Origin of the sequence: Hoeflea sp. TYP-13, from assembly GCF_040932035.1 — a bacterium.
Taxonomy (GTDB): Bacteria; Pseudomonadota; Alphaproteobacteria; order Rhizobiales; family Rhizobiaceae; genus Hoeflea_A.
Genome location: NZ_JBFRBB010000003.1, coordinates 81337 through 99261 on the forward strand (window position 1 = coordinate 81337; position 17925 = coordinate 99261).

At 58.8% G+C, this 17925-nt stretch carries 15 protein-coding genes; 10 read left to right on the forward strand and 5 right to left on the reverse strand.

Going from position 1 to position 17925, the window contains the following annotated elements:
* Nucleotides 1-69: 69 nt before the first annotated feature.
* The 3 genes from ABVT35_RS17515 to ABVT35_RS17525 are packed head-to-tail and all read left to right on the forward strand — an operon-like array spanning nucleotide 70 to nucleotide 3049.
* On the forward strand, nucleotides 70-1224 hold the full coding sequence (locus tag ABVT35_RS17515) for a Re/Si-specific NAD(P)(+) transhydrogenase subunit alpha (RefSeq protein WP_368468030.1): 1155 nt from the start codon (nucleotides 70-72) through the stop codon (nucleotides 1222-1224).
* Nucleotides 1224-1643, forward strand: coding sequence for a proton-translocating transhydrogenase family protein (locus ABVT35_RS17520; RefSeq protein WP_368468031.1), 420 nt, complete (start codon nucleotides 1224-1226; stop codon nucleotides 1641-1643). Before ABVT35_RS17515 ends, ABVT35_RS17520 begins: the two co-directional genes overlap by 1 nt.
* 11 nt (nucleotides 1644-1654) lie before the next feature.
* Entirely contained in the window at nucleotides 1655-3049 is a 1395-nt protein-coding gene (locus tag ABVT35_RS17525) for an NAD(P)(+) transhydrogenase (Re/Si-specific) subunit beta (RefSeq protein WP_368468032.1), read from the forward strand.
* Nucleotides 3050-3110: 61 nt separating this feature from the next.
* Here ABVT35_RS17525 and ABVT35_RS17530 read toward each other — a convergent pair whose 3' ends face one another.
* Both ABVT35_RS17530 and rpsU read right to left on the reverse strand, forming a co-directional pair.
* Nucleotides 3111-3920 (reverse strand): tetratricopeptide repeat protein, encoded by an 810-nt coding sequence (locus ABVT35_RS17530; RefSeq protein ID WP_368468033.1) that lies wholly within the window; start codon nucleotides 3918-3920, stop codon nucleotides 3111-3113.
* A 144-nt stretch (nucleotides 3921-4064) separates the two neighbouring features.
* Nucleotides 4065-4289 (reverse strand): 30S ribosomal protein S21, encoded by a 225-nt coding sequence (rpsU, locus tag ABVT35_RS17535; protein ID WP_136660797.1) that lies wholly within the window; start codon nucleotides 4287-4289, stop codon nucleotides 4065-4067.
* Nucleotides 4290-4592: 303 nt separating this feature from the next.
* Here rpsU and ABVT35_RS17540 point away from each other — a divergent pair, with 303 nt between their 5' ends.
* From ABVT35_RS17540 to ABVT35_RS17555, 4 genes are read left to right on the forward strand one after another with little or no spacing between them, the layout of a single operon-like run.
* Entirely contained in the window at nucleotides 4593-5846 is a 1254-nt protein-coding gene (locus ABVT35_RS17540; protein ID WP_368468036.1) for a sarcosine oxidase subunit beta family protein, read from the forward strand.
* Between the two features lie 20 nt (nucleotides 5847-5866).
* Nucleotides 5867-6181, forward strand: a complete 315-nt coding sequence (locus ABVT35_RS17545) for a sarcosine oxidase subunit delta (protein ID WP_368468038.1) — start codon at nucleotides 5867-5869, stop codon at nucleotides 6179-6181.
* On the forward strand, nucleotides 6178-9171 hold the full coding sequence (locus tag ABVT35_RS17550) for a sarcosine oxidase subunit alpha (RefSeq protein WP_368468039.1): 2994 nt from the start codon (nucleotides 6178-6180) through the stop codon (nucleotides 9169-9171). The genes ABVT35_RS17545 and ABVT35_RS17550 overlap by 4 nt, the downstream gene beginning before the upstream one ends.
* Nucleotides 9164-9718, forward strand: a complete 555-nt coding sequence (locus ABVT35_RS17555; RefSeq protein WP_368468041.1) for a sarcosine oxidase subunit gamma — start codon at nucleotides 9164-9166, stop codon at nucleotides 9716-9718. Before ABVT35_RS17550 ends, ABVT35_RS17555 begins: the two co-directional genes overlap by 8 nt.
* An 18-nt stretch (nucleotides 9719-9736) precedes the next feature.
* Here the strand turns inward: ABVT35_RS17555 and ABVT35_RS17560 are convergent, their stop codons facing one another.
* Together ABVT35_RS17560 and ABVT35_RS17565 are read right to left on the reverse strand one after the other, a co-directional pair.
* Entirely contained in the window at nucleotides 9737-10240 is a 504-nt protein-coding gene (locus ABVT35_RS17560; RefSeq protein WP_368468042.1) for a MaoC family dehydratase, read from the reverse strand.
* Between the two features lie 177 nt (nucleotides 10241-10417).
* The gene (locus tag ABVT35_RS17565) at nucleotides 10418-12067 is read right to left on the reverse strand and encodes a peptide ligase PGM1-related protein (RefSeq protein ID WP_368468044.1); all 1650 of its coding nucleotides are present in this window, start codon (nucleotides 12065-12067) and stop codon (nucleotides 10418-10420) included.
* 189 nt (nucleotides 12068-12256) lie between these two features.
* Between ABVT35_RS17565 and ABVT35_RS17570 the strand changes: the two genes are divergently transcribed.
* The 3 genes from ABVT35_RS17570 to cysN are packed head-to-tail and all read left to right on the forward strand — an operon-like array spanning nucleotide 12257 to nucleotide 15411.
* The gene (locus ABVT35_RS17570; RefSeq protein ID WP_368468046.1) at nucleotides 12257-13003 is read left to right on the forward strand and encodes a phosphoadenylyl-sulfate reductase; all 747 of its coding nucleotides are present in this window, start codon (nucleotides 12257-12259) and stop codon (nucleotides 13001-13003) included.
* A 15-nt stretch (nucleotides 13004-13018) separates the two neighbouring features.
* On the forward strand, nucleotides 13019-13936 hold the full coding sequence (gene cysD / locus ABVT35_RS17575; protein WP_368468047.1) for a sulfate adenylyltransferase subunit CysD: 918 nt from the start codon (nucleotides 13019-13021) through the stop codon (nucleotides 13934-13936).
* The gene (gene cysN, locus ABVT35_RS17580) at nucleotides 13936-15411 is read left to right on the forward strand and encodes a sulfate adenylyltransferase subunit CysN (protein ID WP_368468048.1); all 1476 of its coding nucleotides are present in this window, start codon (nucleotides 13936-13938) and stop codon (nucleotides 15409-15411) included. The genes cysD and cysN overlap by 1 nt, the downstream gene beginning before the upstream one ends.
* A 98-nt stretch (nucleotides 15412-15509) precedes the next feature.
* Here cysN and ABVT35_RS17585 read toward each other — a convergent pair whose 3' ends face one another.
* Nucleotides 15510-17882 carry a TRAP transporter permease gene (locus ABVT35_RS17585; protein WP_368468049.1) on the reverse strand — a complete coding sequence of 791 codons (2373 nt, stop codon included), beginning with the start codon at nucleotides 17880-17882 and terminating at the stop codon, nucleotides 15510-15512.
* Nucleotides 17883-17925 lie beyond the last annotated feature (43 nt).

Consider the following 17925-nt stretch of genomic DNA (forward strand, 5'->3'; position numbering starts at 1 on the left):
GACGCGCCCCTGCCGCATTGTCGCGGCGGTCACCATCGCGGCGCGATTCCAGACCATGAGGAGTGAAGTGTGGCCAGCACTGTTTTCATTGCAAAAGAGACCCATTCCGACGAATCCCGCGTTGCCGCATCCGTAGATTCGGTGAAAAAGCTCATTGCGCTCGGCCTGGAAGTCGTCGTGCAAAAGGGCGCTGGTGCCGGTTCGCAGATACCCGATGAAGCCTATGCCGAAGTGGGCGCAAAGCTGAGTGCCGCGACCGGAGCGAAAACGGCCGACGTCGTGCTCAGGGTAAGGCGGCCAAGCGATGCGGAAATCAAGAACTACAAGAAGGGTGCGGCGGTCATTGCGATCATGGACCCTTACGGCAATGACAAGGCGCTTGCAGCGCTTGCCAAGGCCGGGCTTTCAACATTTGCCATGGAGTTGATGCCGCGTATTACGCGTGCGCAGGTCATGGACGTTTTGTCTTCACAGGCAAACCTCGCCGGTTATCAGGCGGTTATCGATGCCGCGCACGAATTCGATCGCGCCATGCCGATGATGATGACGGCCGCCGGAACGGTTCCTGCGGCAAAGATCTTTGTCATGGGCGCGGGTGTTGCCGGCTTGCAGGCCATTGCAACGGGAAGGCGTCTGGGGGCCGTTGTCTCGGCAACCGATGTCCGGCCGGCCGCCAAGGAGCAAGTGGCTTCGCTCGGCGGCAAATTCATTGCGGTTGAAGACGAGGAATTCAAGGCGGCTGAGACAGCCGGCGGCTACGCCAAGGAAATGTCCAAGGAATATCAGGCAAAGCAGGCTGCGCTCGTCGCCGACCACATAGCCAAGCAGGACATTGTCATCACCACGGCACTCATTCCGGGCCGCCCGGCGCCGAAGCTGGTGAGCAAAAAAATGCTCAAATCCATGAAACCCGGTTCGATATGCGTTGATCTTGCAGTTGAGCGCGGCGGCAATGTCGAGGGCGCGAAAGCCGGAGAGATCGCCGAGGTCGAGGGTGTGCGTGTGATCGGATACAACAATGTGCCCGGCCGCATTGCCGCCAGCGCGTCGCAGCTCTACGCCAAAAACCTTTTGTCCTTCCTCGAAACGCTGATCAACAAAGAAGACAAATCGCTTGCGATCGATCCCGAGGACGAACTCGTGAAAGCCACCATGCTGACCCATGGCGGCAAGATTGTGCACCCGAATTTCGGCGGTGCCGATGATGCAAAGGGAGATGCATGATGGCAAATTCCGCAGTCGACAAGGCGCTGGACAACCTTGAATCTGCAACCGAAGCAGTCGTCAAGGCCGTTTCCGAACTGCCTGAGGTGGCAGACGCCGCGGGTGCTGCCGCCCACGGGGCAACCGGCGGAATGATCGATCCGTTCGTTTTCCGCTTCGCAATTTTCGTGCTGGCGATCTTCGTCGGCTACTACGTTGTATGGTCGGTGACACCGGCCCTGCACACACCGCTCATGGCCGTCACCAACGCAATCTCGTCGGTGATCGTCGTCGGGGCGCTACTTGCGGTGGGGATCTCCGCAAGCGGGCTTGCGACCGGTTTCGGCTTCATCGCCCTGGTGCTTGCATCCGTCAACATCTTCGGCGGCTTCCTCGTAACGCAACGCATGCTTGCCATGTACAAGAAAAAAGAAAAGTGAGGGGCTGATTGATGTCTGAAAGTTTTGCGGCCTTTCTCTATCTGATTTCCGGCGTTCTGTTCATTCTGGCACTGAGGGGGCTTTCGCATCCGACAACCAGCCGCCAGGGCAATGTCTATGGCATGATCGGCATGGGCATCGCCATCGTGACGACGCTGGCTCTCGCGACGCCGTCTGCCGGCGGTATCGGCCTTATCATCATTGGTCTTGCAGCCGGTGGCGGGGTTGGCGCGGTCGTTGCACGGCGCATCCCGATGACAGCCATGCCGCAGCTTGTTGCGGCGTTCCACTCGCTGGTGGGTCTTGCCGCGGTCATGGTTGCCGCCGCCGCGCTTTATGCGCCGTCGTCCTTCGGGATCGGCGAAATCGGCGATATCCATGCCCAGGCTCTGGTGGAAATGTCTATTGGCGTCGCCATCGGCGCGATCACCTTCACCGGTTCGATCATCGCGTTTTTGAAGCTTGACGGGCGTATGTCCGGCAAGCCGATCCTGCTGCCGATGCGCCATGCCATCAATGCAGGACTGGCGATTGCGGTTGTTGTTCTTGTGGCCATCCTGGTGATGAGCGAAAGCACGGCAGTCTTCTGGCTGATCGTCGCTGCCTCGCTGCTGCTGGGCGTTCTGATCATCATCCCGATCGGCGGAGCGGACATGCCGGTTGTGGTATCGATGCTCAACTCCTATTCGGGCTGGGCTGCGGCCGGTATCGGCTTTACGCTCGGAAACCTGGCACTGATCATCACCGGCGCACTGGTCGGCTCGTCCGGTGCGATCCTGTCCTACATCATGTGTAAGGGCATGAACCGGTCCTTCATCTCGGTCATCCTCGGCGGCTTTGGCGGCGAGACTGCCGCTGCCGCCGACGATGACATTGACCGCAATGTCAAGCTGGGCTCGGCCGAAGATGCCGCCTTCCTGATGTCGAATGCGTCCAAGGTCATTATCGTTCCCGGATACGGCATGGCGGTTGCCCAGGCACAGCACGCGCTGCGTGAACTGGCTGACTTTCTCAAGGAGGCCGATGTCGAGGTCAAATACGCCATTCACCCGGTGGCGGGCCGCATGCCCGGTCACATGAACGTGCTTTTGGCGGAAGCCAATGTGCCTTACGACGAGGTGTTCGAGCTGGAGGACATCAACTCCGAATTCGCACAGGCCGATGTGGTCTACGTGATCGGCGCCAACGATGTCACCAATCCGGCGGCGCGCGACGATCCGTCATCGCCGATTTACGGCATGCCGATCCTTGAGGTGGACAAGGCCAAAACGTGCCTGTTCGTAAAGCGCTCGCTCGGTTCAGGCTATGCCGGCATCGACAATACGCTCTTCTACAAGGAAGGCACGATGATGCTGCTGGGCGATGCCAAGAAGATGACGGAAGATATCGTCAAATCGATGGACTGAGCGGATCTGACTGCTCAAAAGAACCCGCCGTAGTGGCGGGTTTTTTGTTGGCCTAAAAGAACTAGCGAACGCGCGACAAACCGTCCTTGGCCGGCTGATATTTCGGATCCAGCTGGGCGGCGCGCGCGTAGGAATTGCGTGCCTTTGTGGTTTCGCCGCGGCGCTCATAGATCAAGCCCTGGTTGACCCAGGCTTCAGCAATATTCTTGTCGAGTTCCAGCGCCTTGTTGATATCGGTGAAGGCGTTTTCCTCGTCGCCGAGCGCGAGATAGGACAGGCCGCGATTGTTATAGGGCAGCGGCGCATTGGGCGACAGCGAAATGGATTTTGAGAAATCCTCAATGGCCTGTTTGTGCTGGCCTCGCTGCTGATAGATCAGTCCGCGATTGTTATAGGCACGCGGGTCCGTGGTATCGAGATTGATGGCGCGCTGATAGTCGCTGAAGGCGTTGTTCGACTGGCCGGCCTCGCGATACATGTTTCCGCGGCCGATATAGGCAACGTCATAGCGCGGATTGATTTGAAGCGCCCTGTTGTAGTCGTTCGAAGCGGCCTTAAGATCTCCCATGCCCCGGTAAATCAGAGCGCGGTTCGCATAGGCCTGATAGAAATTCGGATTGAGCTGGATCGCGGTGTTGAAATCCTTGAGCGCCTTGCTGAAGTCGCCGGCGCGGCCATAGGCGCTGCCGCGCACATTGTAGGCCTTGGCATCGTTCGGGTTGTTGCTGATAACCTGGGTGAGCGAGGCAATATTGCCTTCCGAGCCCTGCGCCCTATCAATGCTGATGACGCTTTCAGGATTGGTTGCCTGGCAGGACGCAAGGGCAATCGTCGAAACAGCGAATACCAGAACTACCGGAAGGCGTTTCATGCTTACGCCTGCTGTCTTATGCACATTCACCCGTTAGTCCCTCGTATTATGAACCGGCCCGAATTACCCACAAATAAAGGCGGCGGCGATTCAATCGCCCCGCCTCAACAAAACGCATTAATTGCGTTTGAATAATGGCAGATCTTAGCGGCCGCCGCGGCCGACCAAAAGACCTTCACGCTGCGCGCGCTTGCGTGCCAGTTTACGGACACGGCGTACGGCTTCGGCTTTTTCGCGGGCACGCTTCTGAGACGGCTTCTCATAGAAGTCGCGCATCTTCATTTCGCGGAAAATGCCTTCGCGCTGCATTTTCTTTTTCAACGCGCGAAGCGCCTGATCAACATTGTTGTCGCGGACAAGTACCTGCACCTGATCCCGTTCCTTCCGGTTTAGAGTTGTGCCATCGCGTCAATTCGATGATATCCGATGGCAAATACATTCTGGTTCGCGAAAGTCATCAGACTTCACGGCTGCACCGGCACTAACAGAATTCGTGAGCCAAGTCCAGAGTTTCGCGCATGATTTGATTATTTTGCTGCGGTACGGCCGAAAGATGGCTATAGCGGCGAACGGCGCGGCGTTATGCGTCGCAATGAAACAATTGCCCGTTTCTCAAATCTGCCATCTAGTAGCCCATCATTCGATTATTCTAACCAGGAGCCAGTCACACCCATGCGGAAATATTCGATTTTCGCCGTTGCCCGCGAAGCAATGCGCGGCCACAAGGGATGGCCGCAGCAGTGGACGTCGCCGGAGCCGAAAAAACAGTATGACGTCGTCATCATCGGCGCCGGCGGGCATGGATTAGGCACAGCCTACTACCTTGCCAGGGAACACGGCATCACCAATATCGCGGTTGTCGAGAAGGGCTGGCTGGGCGGCGGCAATACGGGCCGCAACACCACCATCATCCGCTCCAATTATCTCTATGACGAGAGCGCCGGTCTCTATAACCATGCCATGAAGCTGTGGGACGGGCTGAGCCAGGAGCTCAACTACAACATCATGTACTCGGCGCGCGGCGTGATGATGCTGGCCCACAATGTGCACGATGTGCAGGGCGCCCAGCGCCACATTCACGCCAACCGGCTGAACGGCGTGCAGAATGAATGGCTGACGCCCGAACAGGCCAAGGAATACTGCCCGCCACTCAACATATCCCAGACTGCCCGCTACCCGGTCATGGGCGCGGCGCTGCAGCGTTGCGGCGGCAATGCGAGGCACGACGCCGTTGCCTGGGGCTACGCGCGTGCCGCTGCCGACAGGGGTGTCGACATCATCCAGAACTGTGCGGTCACGGGCATCAAGCGTTCCGCGAACGGTGCAGTCGAGGGCGTCGAGACAACGCGGGGCTTCATCGGCGCCAAGAAGGTGGGTGTTGTCGCTGCCGGGCACAGTTCCGTGCTGATGGAAATGGCCGGCGTCAACATGCCGCTTGAGAGCTATCCGTTGCAGGCGCTGGTGTCCGAGCCCGTCAAGCCGGTCTTTCCGTGCGTAGTCATGTCCAACACGGTTCACGCCTATATATCGCAGTCGGACAAGGGCGAACTCGTGATCGGCGCGGGCACGGACCAGTACACGTCCTATTCCCAGGCTGGCGGCCTTCACATCCTTACCCACACGCTTGACGCCATTTGCGAGATGTTCCCGATCTTTTCGCGCATGAAGATGCTGCGTTCGTGGGGTGGAACCGTCGACGTTACCCCAGATCGCTCGCCGATCCTGGCGAAGACACCGGTTGCAGGACTTTACGTCAATTGCGGCTGGGGAACCGGCGGCTTCAAGGCGACGCCCGGATCGGCCAATGTCTTTGCCCACACGATCGCAAACGACGCGCCGCATCCCATCAACGCACCCTTTACCCTCGACCGCTTCCGCACAGGCCGTCTGATCGACGAAGCCGCCGCTGCGGCCGTTGCGCACTAACACTTTATGGGGCTTACACCATGTTATTGATCCACTGTCCCTATTGCGATGAAGAGCGGCCGGAGCTCGAGTTCCGCCACGCCGGGGAAGCCCATATAGACCGGCCGACCGACATTAAGTCGATCAGCGACGACGAATTCATGCAGTTCTTTTTCCTGCGTGAAAACCCGAAGGGCGTCGCCTATGAGCGCTGGCGGCACATTCATGGCTGCGGCCGGTTCTTCAATGCGGTGCGCGATACCGTGTCGGACAAGTTTGTTGTGACCTACGAGGCCGGCAAACCCCGGCCGGACGGGGCCGCGTTGCAGACAAAATCGAAGGAAGCGGTCAAATGAGTGGGGCAAATCGCATTGCCGGCGCCGGTCGGCTGACTCCGGCAAAAACGGTCCGTTTCACGTTCGACGGCGAAATTTACACGGCATTGGAGGGCGACACGCTTGCCTCCGCCCTGATCGCCAACGGCGTTCACCTGATGGGCCGTTCGTTCAAATATCACCGCGCGCGCGGTGTCCTGGGTGCCGGCGCAGAAGAGCCGAATGCGCTGATGGGTATTGAGCGTGATAGCGCACGCAAGCAGCCGAATGTCCGTGCAACGGTCCAGGAAGTGTTCGAAGGCATGAAGGCGGTCTCGCAGAACCGCTGGCCGTCGCTCGCCCTCGATGTGGGTGCGGTGAATGACTATCTGTCGCCGCTCTTCGTTTCCGGCTTCTACTACAAGACTTTCATGTGGCCGAAGGCCGCCTGGCAGAAACTATACGAGCCGATCATCCGAGGTGCCGCAGGCCTCGGCATTTCGCCGGACCAACCGGATGCGGATCATTATTCCAGCCGCTATGTCCATTGCGATGTGCTCGTCATCGGCGGCGGCGTTTCGGGACTTTCCGCGGCGCTGACGGCAGCAAAATCGGGCGCCAGCGTCATTATTTGTGATGAACAGGCGCAGATGGGCGGAGCGCTCAGCTACGAGGCCGGGGTCACCATCAATGGCGAAGCCGGTTTCGACTGGGCGAGCGCAACGGCCGCCGAACTTGGCGGCATGGACAATGTCAGGGTGCTGACCCGCACCACCGCTTTCGGTTATTATGTGCAGAATTTCGTCGCGCTGGCCGAGAGGGTAACGGACCATCTTGCTGACCCTGATCCGGAACAGCCGCGCGAGCGTCTGTGGCAGGTGCGCGCCAAAAAGGTGATCATCGCGACCGGCGCCATCGAGCGGCACATGGTTTTCGCCAATAATGACCGCCCGGGCATCATGCTTTCCTCGGCGGCGCGCACGTTCCTCAATCATTATGGCGTAGCCGTCGGAACGAAGGTCGGCGTCTATACTGCCAATGACTCAGCCTACGAGACAGCGTTCGATCTTCGCCGTGCCGGTGTCTCGGTCGAGGCCATTGTCGATTGCCGCGACAATCCGGGCGAGGGGCTTTTGTCGACCGCCGCCGATCTCGGCATCAAGGTAATGACGGGCCATTCGGTGACCAACACAAAGGGCGCGCGCCGTATTTCCTCTATGACCGTCGTGCGCAATGGCGGTGGCGGTGCAAAGACGATCGCCGTCGATGCGCTGATCATGTCAGCCGGCTGGACACCTTCGGTGCACATGTTCTCGCAGTCGCGTGGCAAGGTCGCATGGGATGCCGAGACGGAGCGGTTCCTTCCCGGCGAATATGCCCAGGATTGTGTCAGCGTTGGCGCCTGCGCCGGCACGGATGATCTTCAGGCAAGCATCGATGAGGCTATTGCGGCCGGCACCTCTGCCGCAAAAGAAACCGGCGGCAAACGCGCCGCCAAGCTGAAGATCAGCGGCGAGGGCGCCGGCAACTGGTCCGGCGGCGTGGCCGGCAGCGCCGCTGGTGCTGGACCCGACACGACGGTCAAGGCCTTTGTCGATTTCCAGAACGACGTCACCGCCAAGGATATCCGCCTTGCGGTGCGCGAAGGCATGCACTCCATCGAACACGTCAAGCGTTTTACCACCAACGGTATGGCGTCCGATCAGGGCAAGACCTCGAATATTCACGGCCTTGCGATCGCAGCCGATGCGTTGAGCAGGGAAATGCCCGCCGTTGGCCTGACAACGTTCCGCCCGCCCTATACGCCGGTGACCTTCGGGTCCATCGTCAATCACGGGCGCGGGCAGTTGTTCGACCCCACCCGCAAGACGCCGATGCATGACTGGGAAGAAGAGCACGGTGCGGTCTTTGAGGATGTCAGCCAGTGGAAACGCGCCTGGTATTATCCGCGTGTCGGTGAGGACATGCACGCTGCCGTTAACCGCGAGTGCAAGACCGTTCGCGCGGTCGCGGGCGTCTTTGATGCCTCGACCCTCGGCAAGATCGAGGTCGTCGGGCCGGACGCGGCGAAGTTTCTCGATCTTATGTACACAAATGGTTGGCAGAAGCTGAAGCCTGGCCGCTGCAAATACGGCATCATGCTGCGCGAGGACGGCTTCATCTATGATGACGGCGTTGTCGCAAGGATCGCCGAGGACCGCTTCCACGTGACGACGACCACAGGCGGTGCGCCGCGTGTACTGCATCACATGGAAGATTATCTTCAGACTGAGTTCCCGGATCTGAATGTCTGGCTGACTTCAACAAGCGAGCAGTGGGCTGTCATTGCCGTGCAGGGTCCAAAGGCACGCGAGATCATCGAACCGCTTGTCGAGGGTATCGACCTGTCGAACGAGGCAATGCCGCATATGAGCGCCCGCGAGGGCAGCATCTGCGGCGTGCCGACGCGTCTCTTCCGGGTCTCCTTTACGGGTGAAGCAGGCTACGAAGTCAATGTCCCGGCCGATTACGGACGTGCCGTGTGGGAAGCCATCTGGGAGCGGGCCGAGCCGCTTGGCGCCTGTGCCTATGGTACGGAAACCATGCATATCCTGCGTGCCGAAAAGGGTTTCATCATCGTTGGTCAGGACACGGACGGCACAGTAACGCCGCAGGACGCAGGGCTTTCCTGGGCGATTGCCAAGAGCAAGCCGGACTTTGTCGGCATTCGCGGTCTGATGCGTCCGGATCTGGTGGCCGAAGGCCGCAAGCAGCTTGTCGGCCTCAAAACGAAGGATCCGAAAACGGTGCTCGAGGAAGGTGCGCAGATCGTTGCTGATCCGAACCAGCCGGTGCCGATGAAAATGCTCGGTCACGTGACATCGTCCTACTGGTCGGAAAATTGCGGCCACTCGATTGCGATGGCGCTCGTCGCCGATGGGCGGGCGAAAACCGGTGAAACTCTGTATGTGCCGATGCCGGACCGGACCATTGAAGTGGAAGTGACGGGAACGGTTTTCTTTGATGAAAAGGGAGAGCGGGTCAATGGCTAAGCCAGAAGCGGTACAGCCGCAATATCCTCTCGAAGGTCTTGTCGGCGGCTCGGCTTTCGTCAACGTGACGCCGGCGGAGCCGGCCAGTCGTCTTGCCCTGCGCGCAAGACCGGACGCTGTTGCCTCCTTGTCAAAGGCGCTTGGTGTCAAGCTTCCGGAAAAACCGAAGACGTCGACCAAAGCAAAGGGCCGTTGCGCACTATGGATCGGGCCGGATGAATGGCTGATCATCGACGAAAGCGGGGCCGACCTGATGGCTGCCTGCGAAGGTGCAACGGGCCTGTTCTCGGCGGTGGATGTGTCGAACCGCAATACGGCGATCATCGTATCAGGCGCGGGCGCCGAGGCAACGATCAGTGCCGGATGCCCGCAGAATCTGTCGGTCGATGTTTTTCCGGTTGGGGCCTGTTCCCGCACGCTGCTCGGCAAGACCGAGATCATTCTTCTGCGCGAGGCCGAAGACGTATTTCGGGTTGAAGTATGGCGGTCTTTCTCGGCCTATGCGTTAGCATTTCTTGCCGAATCCGGCCGCGCGCCGATGATGTGACGCTAATTTGGAGGCGGCTTAACCGGCCGCTTCCGGCTGTCTTTCGGGATGGTCTTTCGGATCAAACTCGATGATGGTCAGCCATTCGGCGGTTAGCGCCGGCTTTCTCTCGTTTTCAATCTCAACCGTCACGGCATGGGTCAGCATGACCATGCTTGCACCGCGATACCGTCTGTTCGTCAGGATGAAGCGACCGCGCACGCGCGCTCCGCTTTTAACCGGCGTCATGAAGCGGACCTTGTTGAAGCCGTAATTGATACCCATGCGCTTTTCGCGCACCTGCGGAACGCACTCGTAATTCATTGCAGACAGCAGCGAAAGCGAAAGAAAACCATGCGCGATCGTTCCGCCGAACGGTGTTTCGGCCTCTGCCCGTTCCGGATCGACATGAATGAACTGGTGGTCGTGTGTGGCGTCGGCAAACAGGTCGATCATCGTCTGATCGACGGTGACCCACTCCGACAGACCCGTTTGCTTCCCGACCAGATCGGTGAGATCCGAAAGAGAGATGATGCGCGCCATTGGTACCTATCGCCTCCGATACGATTGCAGAATGCAGTCAATATACGCTAAAGGTCCGTTAGAAAAGGGCATTTTGTCCCGCCAATCATGACAATTTAATGGACAAGGTCTGGTGCGGATATCAGTTACGCACATGATGAACCGGCACGCATTGCGGGTATTTTGGGCGGCGTGCCGTCATCTGCAGCCTTCCTTGTCGAGAATATCGACGGTTTCGCGATAAAGACGCTCGGCCTCCTCGTGACTGTTGCCGACGCAAACCATGCCGAGTTTGCCGAACTCGGAAAGCGCTCCGATCAGATGGAACACGACACCACGCTGGGCGGCACCGTGAAAATGGATGTCGTGCCTGACGGCGATATCGATGAGGTCTTCCGGCGTCAGGCCGCGATAGCGCTCCGATTCCAGATTGTCGGTGGCGTAATAGTAGCGTGCGTGTCCGCCCGGTGTCCTGAAGAGGCCTGTTTCGGCGTCATAGGTGCCGTCGGTTAGAAACTGCAGCATGATAAAGGGATGCGTTGTGCCGCCCTTGCGCAGGTTGATCTCCGATGCATAGTGGCGCCAGCCACTGTCCTCACGCACGGAAATGAAATCGATGCCGAAGCGCCCAAGCACTCCCTGCTCATGCAGCAGGCGGGCCGCGGCCATCCCGCTGTTCTGAACGTCGAGACGATAGTCTTCATTGGCCGGAAAGCTGCAACCGAGAAACGCCTGACCCTCGTCGCCGCCCAGAAGCTGATCGTGGGTAGAGACCGGATGCAGGTTTCCTGTTGGATCGATGCGGTACTGAACCGAGGGCGAGCGCTTGTCTGTCCCGCTGATATAGGTTTCAACGACGCAGCCCATTTCGTCGATCTTCGAGCGAAAGAGCTCCCAATCCATGTCGTTCGCAATAAATTCGAGGTTAGGCAGGCGGTCCGCTATCCAACCGCCGGTGACAGAGCTGCCCTCGGCGCCGTTAAATGAAAAAACGGCATTGCCCTCGCCTGAAAATCCTTCATTGAGCTTGATGACCGCCCGATCGAGATCGGGATTGCGTGTCTTCAGGTCCACCAGCGCTTGAATCAGTTCCTGCTCATCGGCAAGGTCTTCGAAGCCGTCCGCAACCAGCAGGCCGGCTTCGCGAAACAGCTTCCGGCTTCCGCTTTTCGAGCCGAGGTGTTGCAGTTCCGGATCACAGCCATAGATGGGAACCCCCAGCGTTGCCGCAAGTCTGCGCTCCAGCGGCGATACGTTGAAGCAGGTCATGTGGGCCAGGGACCGATTGCCGAGAACGGCTTTAATGCGCGAAAGCAATCTTGGGCGATCGAGAATTTTTTGCGTCAGAGCACGGCTCGAACCGTCATAACAGGACAAAAGTGTCAGTCGCTCGCGCGCGTGCTGGTGAGGAACGCCGGGCAGGAGGTGCAGGTAGTAGTCGACAATGCACTCCGCGATCGGCTGGCTGGTGACGTAGATAACCTTGGTATTCGGCATGCGCAGAAGCTGCAGCATGCAAAGCATACGCTCTTCATAGTGGTGGGCGCCGGTCACTTTGGACAGTACCTGCTCATCGAGTGTCAAGCTGGGGACGACCAAAACGGTACGCGGATGCAGGCGGTCCGGAAAAACGTTTCTGAACAGGTCGGGCAAACCGGACTGCAACCGGGCGAAGACTTCGATCTCGTTTTCAGCGTTCTGATTCCGGCTTTTGTCCGTCACACCTACCTCGATAGTTTCCGTCAGCGCCTGTGCATCGCGCGGTATCGGGTATGATATCGCAGTCGCCTGAATGTTAAAGCCCGACAAAACATCCGTAATTTGCAAAAGCCGGCGGTTGTCCGTCATTTTGTTGCGCTGGTTCGGCGACGTTATCAGACGGGAGCCGGTCTCTGGTGCACTGCGAAATGACTTTTCCCGCTTACGGCCCATAAATGACAATTCATTGTCACGATGTCCGCGCATATAGAACCTTGTTGTTTCAAATAGTACCAAAAATGGTTCAGTCTTGGTGCCAAGATCAACCGGGGTAAAACCATGCAATCCGGACAGGCAACTATTCAGGACAAGGCGCTTGATGCCGACTATGCGGCAATGACGCTTCAAGAGCGGCTGGCGTATGTGTCCAAGGGCCGCAAAAACCCCGTTTTTACGACCAGCCTCGGTATTGAAGACCAGGTTCTGACGGCCGCCCTTGCCGCTGCAGCGCCCCATGTGCGTATTGTCACGCTCGAAACCGGTCGCCTGTTTGAAGAAACCGTGGCGCTGATTGCCGAGACGGAAGAGCGGTACGGTATAGAAATCGAGCGCTTCCGGCCCGATGAGGCAAAGCTTGCCGAATATGTCGAGCAGTACGGCATGAACGGCTTTTACGAAAGCGTCGAGGCCCGTCACGCCTGCTGCGGCGTGCGCAAGCTGGAGCCGCTGGCAAGGACGCTGGACGGCGCCGATCTTTGGATCACCGGGCTAAGGCGCGGCCAATCGGGCAATCGCTCGAACGCGCCTTTCGTGGAATTCGATGCAAGCCGCGGCCTCGTCAAGGCCAATCCGCTGGCTGACTGGGATATTGAAGCCATCCGCACTTATGTCGACAAACACACGGTTCCGGTCAATCCACTGCATGCGCGTGGATTCCCCTCAATCGGCTGCGAGCCGTGCACCCGCGCCATCAAGCCGGGCGAGGACGAACGGGCCGGTCGCTGGTGGTGGGAAAATGATCAGAAGCGCGAATGCGGCCTGCATGTTCCCGAAACCGCCGAACAATCATCGCACGCAGCGCAATAACAACAGGAAAAAAACATGTCTGAGACAAAGCCGCCTCTTGATCCGAACCTCAAGGCGCTCGAAAGCGAGGCCATCTACATCTTCCGGGAAGTCGCGGCGGAATTCGAGCGGCCGGTCATGCTTTATTCGGTCGGCAAGGACTCCTCAGTCCTCCTTCACCTGGCGCGCAAGGCGTTCTATCCGGGCAAGATTCCGTTTCCGCTGCTGCATGTGGATACGGGCTGGAAGTTTGCCGAGATGATTGCTTTCCGCGACCGCATGGTTTCCGAGTTCGATCTCCATCTCATCGCCCACACCAATCCGCGCGGCAAGCTTGAGAACGTGTCGCCCTTTTCCCACGGCTCCTCGGTCTACACCAATATCATGAAGACCGAAGCACTGCGCCAGGCGCTCGATGCCGGCCAGTACGATGCGGCGTTCGGTGGCGCACGGCGCGACGAGGAAGCCTCACGCGCCAAGGAGCGGATTTATTCGTTCCGCACGCCCGATCACCGCTGGGATCCGCGCAACCAGCGCCCGGAGCTGTGGTCGGTCTATAACGGCATGATCCGCAAGGGCGAAAGCGTGCGGGCCTTCCCGCTGTCCAATTGGACCGAGGTTGATATCTGGCGCTATATCCAGGCCGAGGATATTCCGATCGTTCCGCTCTATTTTGCCGCCGAGCGCCCCGTCGTCGAGCGCGACGGCATGCTGATTCTCGCCGAGGACAAGCGGCTCGAGCTGTTGCCGGGCGAGGTCAAGCGCAATGAGACGATCCGTTTCCGCACGCTCGGTTGCTTCCCGCTGACCGGTGCCATTCGCTCAACGGCGACGACACTCGACGACATTATTTCCGAGCTTGAAACCGCGACCGTATCCGAGCGGCAGGGCCGCGCCATCGACAAGGACGAAGCCGGATCCATGGAGAAGAAAAAACGCGAGGGCTATTTCTGATGACCGCCAATATCGAAGCCACGGCACAGACCGCCCTTGTCCCGGAGCCCGTGTCGCGCAATGCCCGTCCTTTGCGGCTGATTACCTGCGGCAGCGTCGATGACGGCAAGTCGACCCTGATCGGCCGGTTCCTGTGGGATACAAAGGCCGTCAAGGAAGACCAGGCCGACGCACTGGAGCGGGACAACCGCAACCAGCAGAACGAGCTTGGCCTGCCGGATTTCGCTCTGTTGCTTGACGGCCTCCAGGCCGAGCGGGAGCAAGGCATCACCATCGACGTCGCCTATCGGTATTTTTCCACAGACCGGCGGTCCTTCATTGTCGCCGACACACCCGGCCACGAGCAATATACACGCAACATGGCAACTGGCGCCTCGACCGCCGATCTCGCCGTGCTTCTGGTCGATGCACGCGCCGGCATTCTCGAACAGACCCGCCGTCATGCAACGATTGCGACGCTGATGGGCATTCGCCAGTTCGTTCTCGCCGTCAACAAGATCGATCTCATCGATTATGACGAAGCGACCTTCGACCATATTACCGCCGAATTCCGCCAGTTTGCCCTGTCGCTCGGTGTGACGGACGTCACCGCCATTCCGATGTCGGCGTTGCTTGGCGAGAATGTCGTGCATCCCGGTACCTCGTCGATGCCCTGGTACAGCGGCCCCGCTCTGGTCGAGGTGCTGGAACTTGCAACGCAGCGCACGGCGCAGACAGTCGGCTTCCGCCTGCCGGTTCAGCGCGTCAGCCGTCCGAACGAGAGCTTCCGTGGTTATCAGGGAACGGTCGCCGGCGGCTCCGTCAAACCTGGCGACAGCGTCGTGATCCTGCCGGCCGGAACGGTCGCCAATGTCAAGCAGATCGTCACTTTCGATCTGGTGCGAAACGCTGCCGTAGCCGGCGATGCGATTACTTTGGTGCTGGACCGCCATGTGGATGTTGCGCGCGGCGATCTGATCGCTTCGATCGACGCCGCACCGGCCGTAGGGCGTGCATTTGAGGCAAAGCTTGTTGCCCTGTCGGCTGACGGTATTACCGCCGGAAAGCGCTACTGGCTGAAATCATCGAGCCGGCGCCAGCGGGTCCGTGTGCAGCCGAGAACCAGGCTCGATCTTAAATCCGGACAATGGGAAGGCGCGGAAAGCCTGCCGCTCAACGCCATCGGAACAGTGCATCTGGATTTCGACGAAGCGGCGATGTTCGATCCTTATGAGACCAACCGCAACACGGGCGCCTTCATCCTGATCGACCCGGACACCAACAACACAGTGGCCGGCGGCATGGTTGTCGAGCGTACCACGCGGGTTGACGGCATCGATGCCGGCGGCGAACGGGATCATGTGCTCCTGTCGCTGCCCGAGGATCTTGCCGATCGGCTGATGGCGAGCGAAGCCTTCGCCGAATTGCGCGGCCATGTCGAGATCCGCCGGGTGAGCGGCGCACAGGCCGCCGCGGTTCTGCAGGACGTCGACTGAGCTGTCATCACCGGTTCCGGCAATCTATGCCTTCAATTTAGCTGGCATCACAGTGACCCGTGACCACCTCAGGTTCGTTCAATTGCGTTGTCGGCAGTTCAGTCAACGCTTTCAGGTGTCGGCGAATTGATCTTTGGCCGGTCTGAAATGAAATGGTAGCCGAGCCAGATCAGGGAAACTCCAACCGCGGGTGCGAATATTCTTGCGTCACCGGAAACGACCAGGGCGGCCAGAAGGATGCGTGTACCGACTTCCCACATCGGCAGTGGCTTGCGGTCGCATTTGGCCAGAGCGCTTGTCAGCAAATACAGAGCAAGTGCGACGCGTGCCATCAACGCCATCAGGGGCAACCAATGTATGACGCCGTCGTAACCCGGAAGATAAATCGTATGGGTTTTTGAGGCGGATGCGGGGTCGGTCACCGCTTCTTTGATAAGCAGCAATTCCGGATATGCGGCAAACACAAAGGGTATGACGAACAACACAATACCGGAGCGGACCGCCGAGAAGCCTGTTGCCATCGGTTCGGCCTTGGTGATTGTGGAAGCGGCAAAAGCCGCCAGCGCCACGGGCGGCGTGATGGCCGAGGCAACGGCGAAGTAGAAAATGAACATGTGCGCCGTGAAGACGGAAATGCCAAGCCCGGCAAGGACCGGTCCCATGAGGAGCGCCACATTGATATAGGCGGGCACAGCCGGCATCCCCATGCCCAACAGGATTGCAATGCACATGGTCACGAAGAGCGCAAGGAACTGGAACAACAGCGATCCGCCCTGACCAAGCTTCAGGCTTTGCAGCCACTGCAGGACGTCAAGTGAGATAAATGTCGGCAAACCGGTCAGCTTCAGACAGAAATCAATAATCGAAACCGCCAAAAACATCAGATACAGGGTCGAGATAAGGATCCCGGCGTCCGAAAACGCATCCAATAGCTTGCGCGGGTTCCGGCGAACCTTTGGATCGACAAAAAGCAGCCCCGTCAGGCAGGCGACAGCCCACCAGCCCGCACTGCCTGTATCACCAGCCGAGTTTTGCACGAGTTGCAGCAGCCAGGGCAGCCGAATGACTTCACAGCCGGTTGCGGTGATGATCCGTTCCGCCCCAAGAAGACCGCCAATCAACCCGCAGCCGACATCTTCCTTTGCAGTCAGCAGCAGCGTCAGGATCAACAGGATCGGCACGAAGATCATGACCAGATTCAGAATGTCCTGACGGCTCAGCAGCATGTCATCGGTCAGTTTCCCGATGGCACGGATATTCTGCTTGCGGGCCTGGAAAACTATCGAGAGAAAGAGACAGAAAAAGTAGGCAATCGCCGGGATGACGGCGGCGATGATCACTTCGGAGTATGGAATTGCGGTCAGTGACGCCAGGACAAAGGCCGCGACGCCCATAATGGGTGGCATGATGGAGCCTCCCGATGATGCGGCCGCTTCAACGCCACCGGCAAAAACCTTTGAAAACCCACGCTTCAGCATCATCGGGATGGTGAGGACACCGGTGGAAAGCACATTGACGATGGGCCCTCCCGAGATGGTGCCGAACATGGCCGAGGACACGACAGCGGCGTGTGCCGGCCCGCCACGGAGATGACGGGTCCAGCGAAAGGCAAGCTTGATGAGCGATTGTCCGCCGGCAGAAGCGCCGAACAGGGAACCCAGAACCAGATAAGGGAATATGGTGTTCAGCATGATGTCCATGAACCGACCCAGAAGCCCTGAGGAGTCGTTCACCAGAATGTCGTGAACCTTCGGACGTCCGTCAGACAAAAGCCGCGGCTCGCCGGCCAGTTTGGTCATCAGATATTTGTTGATGTCTTCCGGACCATGGAAATACCACACCAAAATCGTGCCGATCGTGTAGGCAACGACAACAAGCGCGACGACGACCAGGGGGAAACCCCAGACCTTTATGTTGTAGGCGAGAAAAATCATCACGGCGAGGCCGACGATCAGGACCAGGAAGCCTCCCGTATTGTTCACGCATTGCGGATCCTCAACCGATGTCGGTTCCGGCAATCCGTAAAGTTCGGCAATTTCCTTTTCTTTCTGAAGCGCCTCCGAAATCAGCCGTTCGCGGTCCCCGGTGAGTTGATCGATCAGGCAGATCGATTCAATTTCGATCACATATGTTGCAGAAATTGCCAGTGCCATGATCAGGAAGGCCGCATCCAGAACCAGACCGAACCGCCGGCGGGCGGGCAATCGGTTTCGCCAGTCCCGCCACAGGGAATGCTTCAATGCGACGCAGATCATGATCAGGCTAAAGGTGATCGGATAGAACCAGTCGGTCGGGAATCTGCGGACCGAAAACCAGTCAAGGCCGGTAGTGTTTCTCAGGAATTTGTCCAAGCCGGGAATGCCCGGCATGGAATTGAGCAGTCCAATCAGCACAACGCCAACCGACAATACAAAAAGAATCCTCAAACCCAGATCCGGATTCGGAGCATCACTGTCGGCATGTTCGGGCATGGCTTAGACCCGTGCGTTAGAAACGGTTGCCCGGACCGAAGCA

Coding starts and splice junctions, on each gene's coding strand:
- ABVT35_RS17520 (WP_368468031.1), top strand. CDS start 1,224: ATGGCAAATTCCGCAGTCGACAAGGCGCTGGACAACCTTGAATCTGCA.
- ABVT35_RS17525 (WP_368468032.1), top strand. CDS start 1,655: ATGTCTGAAAGTTTTGCGGCCTTTCTCTATCTGATTTCCGGCGTTCTG.
- ABVT35_RS17530 (WP_368468033.1), bottom strand. CDS start 3,920: ATGAAACGCCTTCCGGTAGTTCTGGTATTCGCTGTTTCGACGATTGCC.
- ABVT35_RS17540 (WP_368468036.1), top strand. CDS start 4,593: ATGCGGAAATATTCGATTTTCGCCGTTGCCCGCGAAGCAATGCGCGGC.
- ABVT35_RS17545 (WP_368468038.1), top strand. CDS start 5,867: ATGTTATTGATCCACTGTCCCTATTGCGATGAAGAGCGGCCGGAGCTC.
- ABVT35_RS17550 (WP_368468039.1), top strand. CDS start 6,178: ATGAGTGGGGCAAATCGCATTGCCGGCGCCGGTCGGCTGACTCCGGCA.
- ABVT35_RS17555 (WP_368468041.1), top strand. CDS start 9,164: ATGGCTAAGCCAGAAGCGGTACAGCCGCAATATCCTCTCGAAGGTCTT.
- ABVT35_RS17560 (WP_368468042.1), bottom strand. CDS start 10,240: ATGGCGCGCATCATCTCTCTTTCGGATCTCACCGATCTGGTCGGGAAG.
- ABVT35_RS17565 (WP_368468044.1), bottom strand. CDS start 12,067: ATGACGGACAACCGCCGGCTTTTGCAAATTACGGATGTTTTGTCGGGC.
- ABVT35_RS17570 (WP_368468046.1), top strand. CDS start 12,257: ATGCAATCCGGACAGGCAACTATTCAGGACAAGGCGCTTGATGCCGAC.
- cysD (WP_368468047.1), top strand. CDS start 13,019: ATGTCTGAGACAAAGCCGCCTCTTGATCCGAACCTCAAGGCGCTCGAA.
- cysN (WP_368468048.1), top strand. CDS start 13,936: ATGACCGCCAATATCGAAGCCACGGCACAGACCGCCCTTGTCCCGGAG.
- ABVT35_RS17585 (WP_368468049.1), bottom strand. CDS start 17,882: ATGCCCGAACATGCCGACAGTGATGCTCCGAATCCGGATCTGGGTTTG.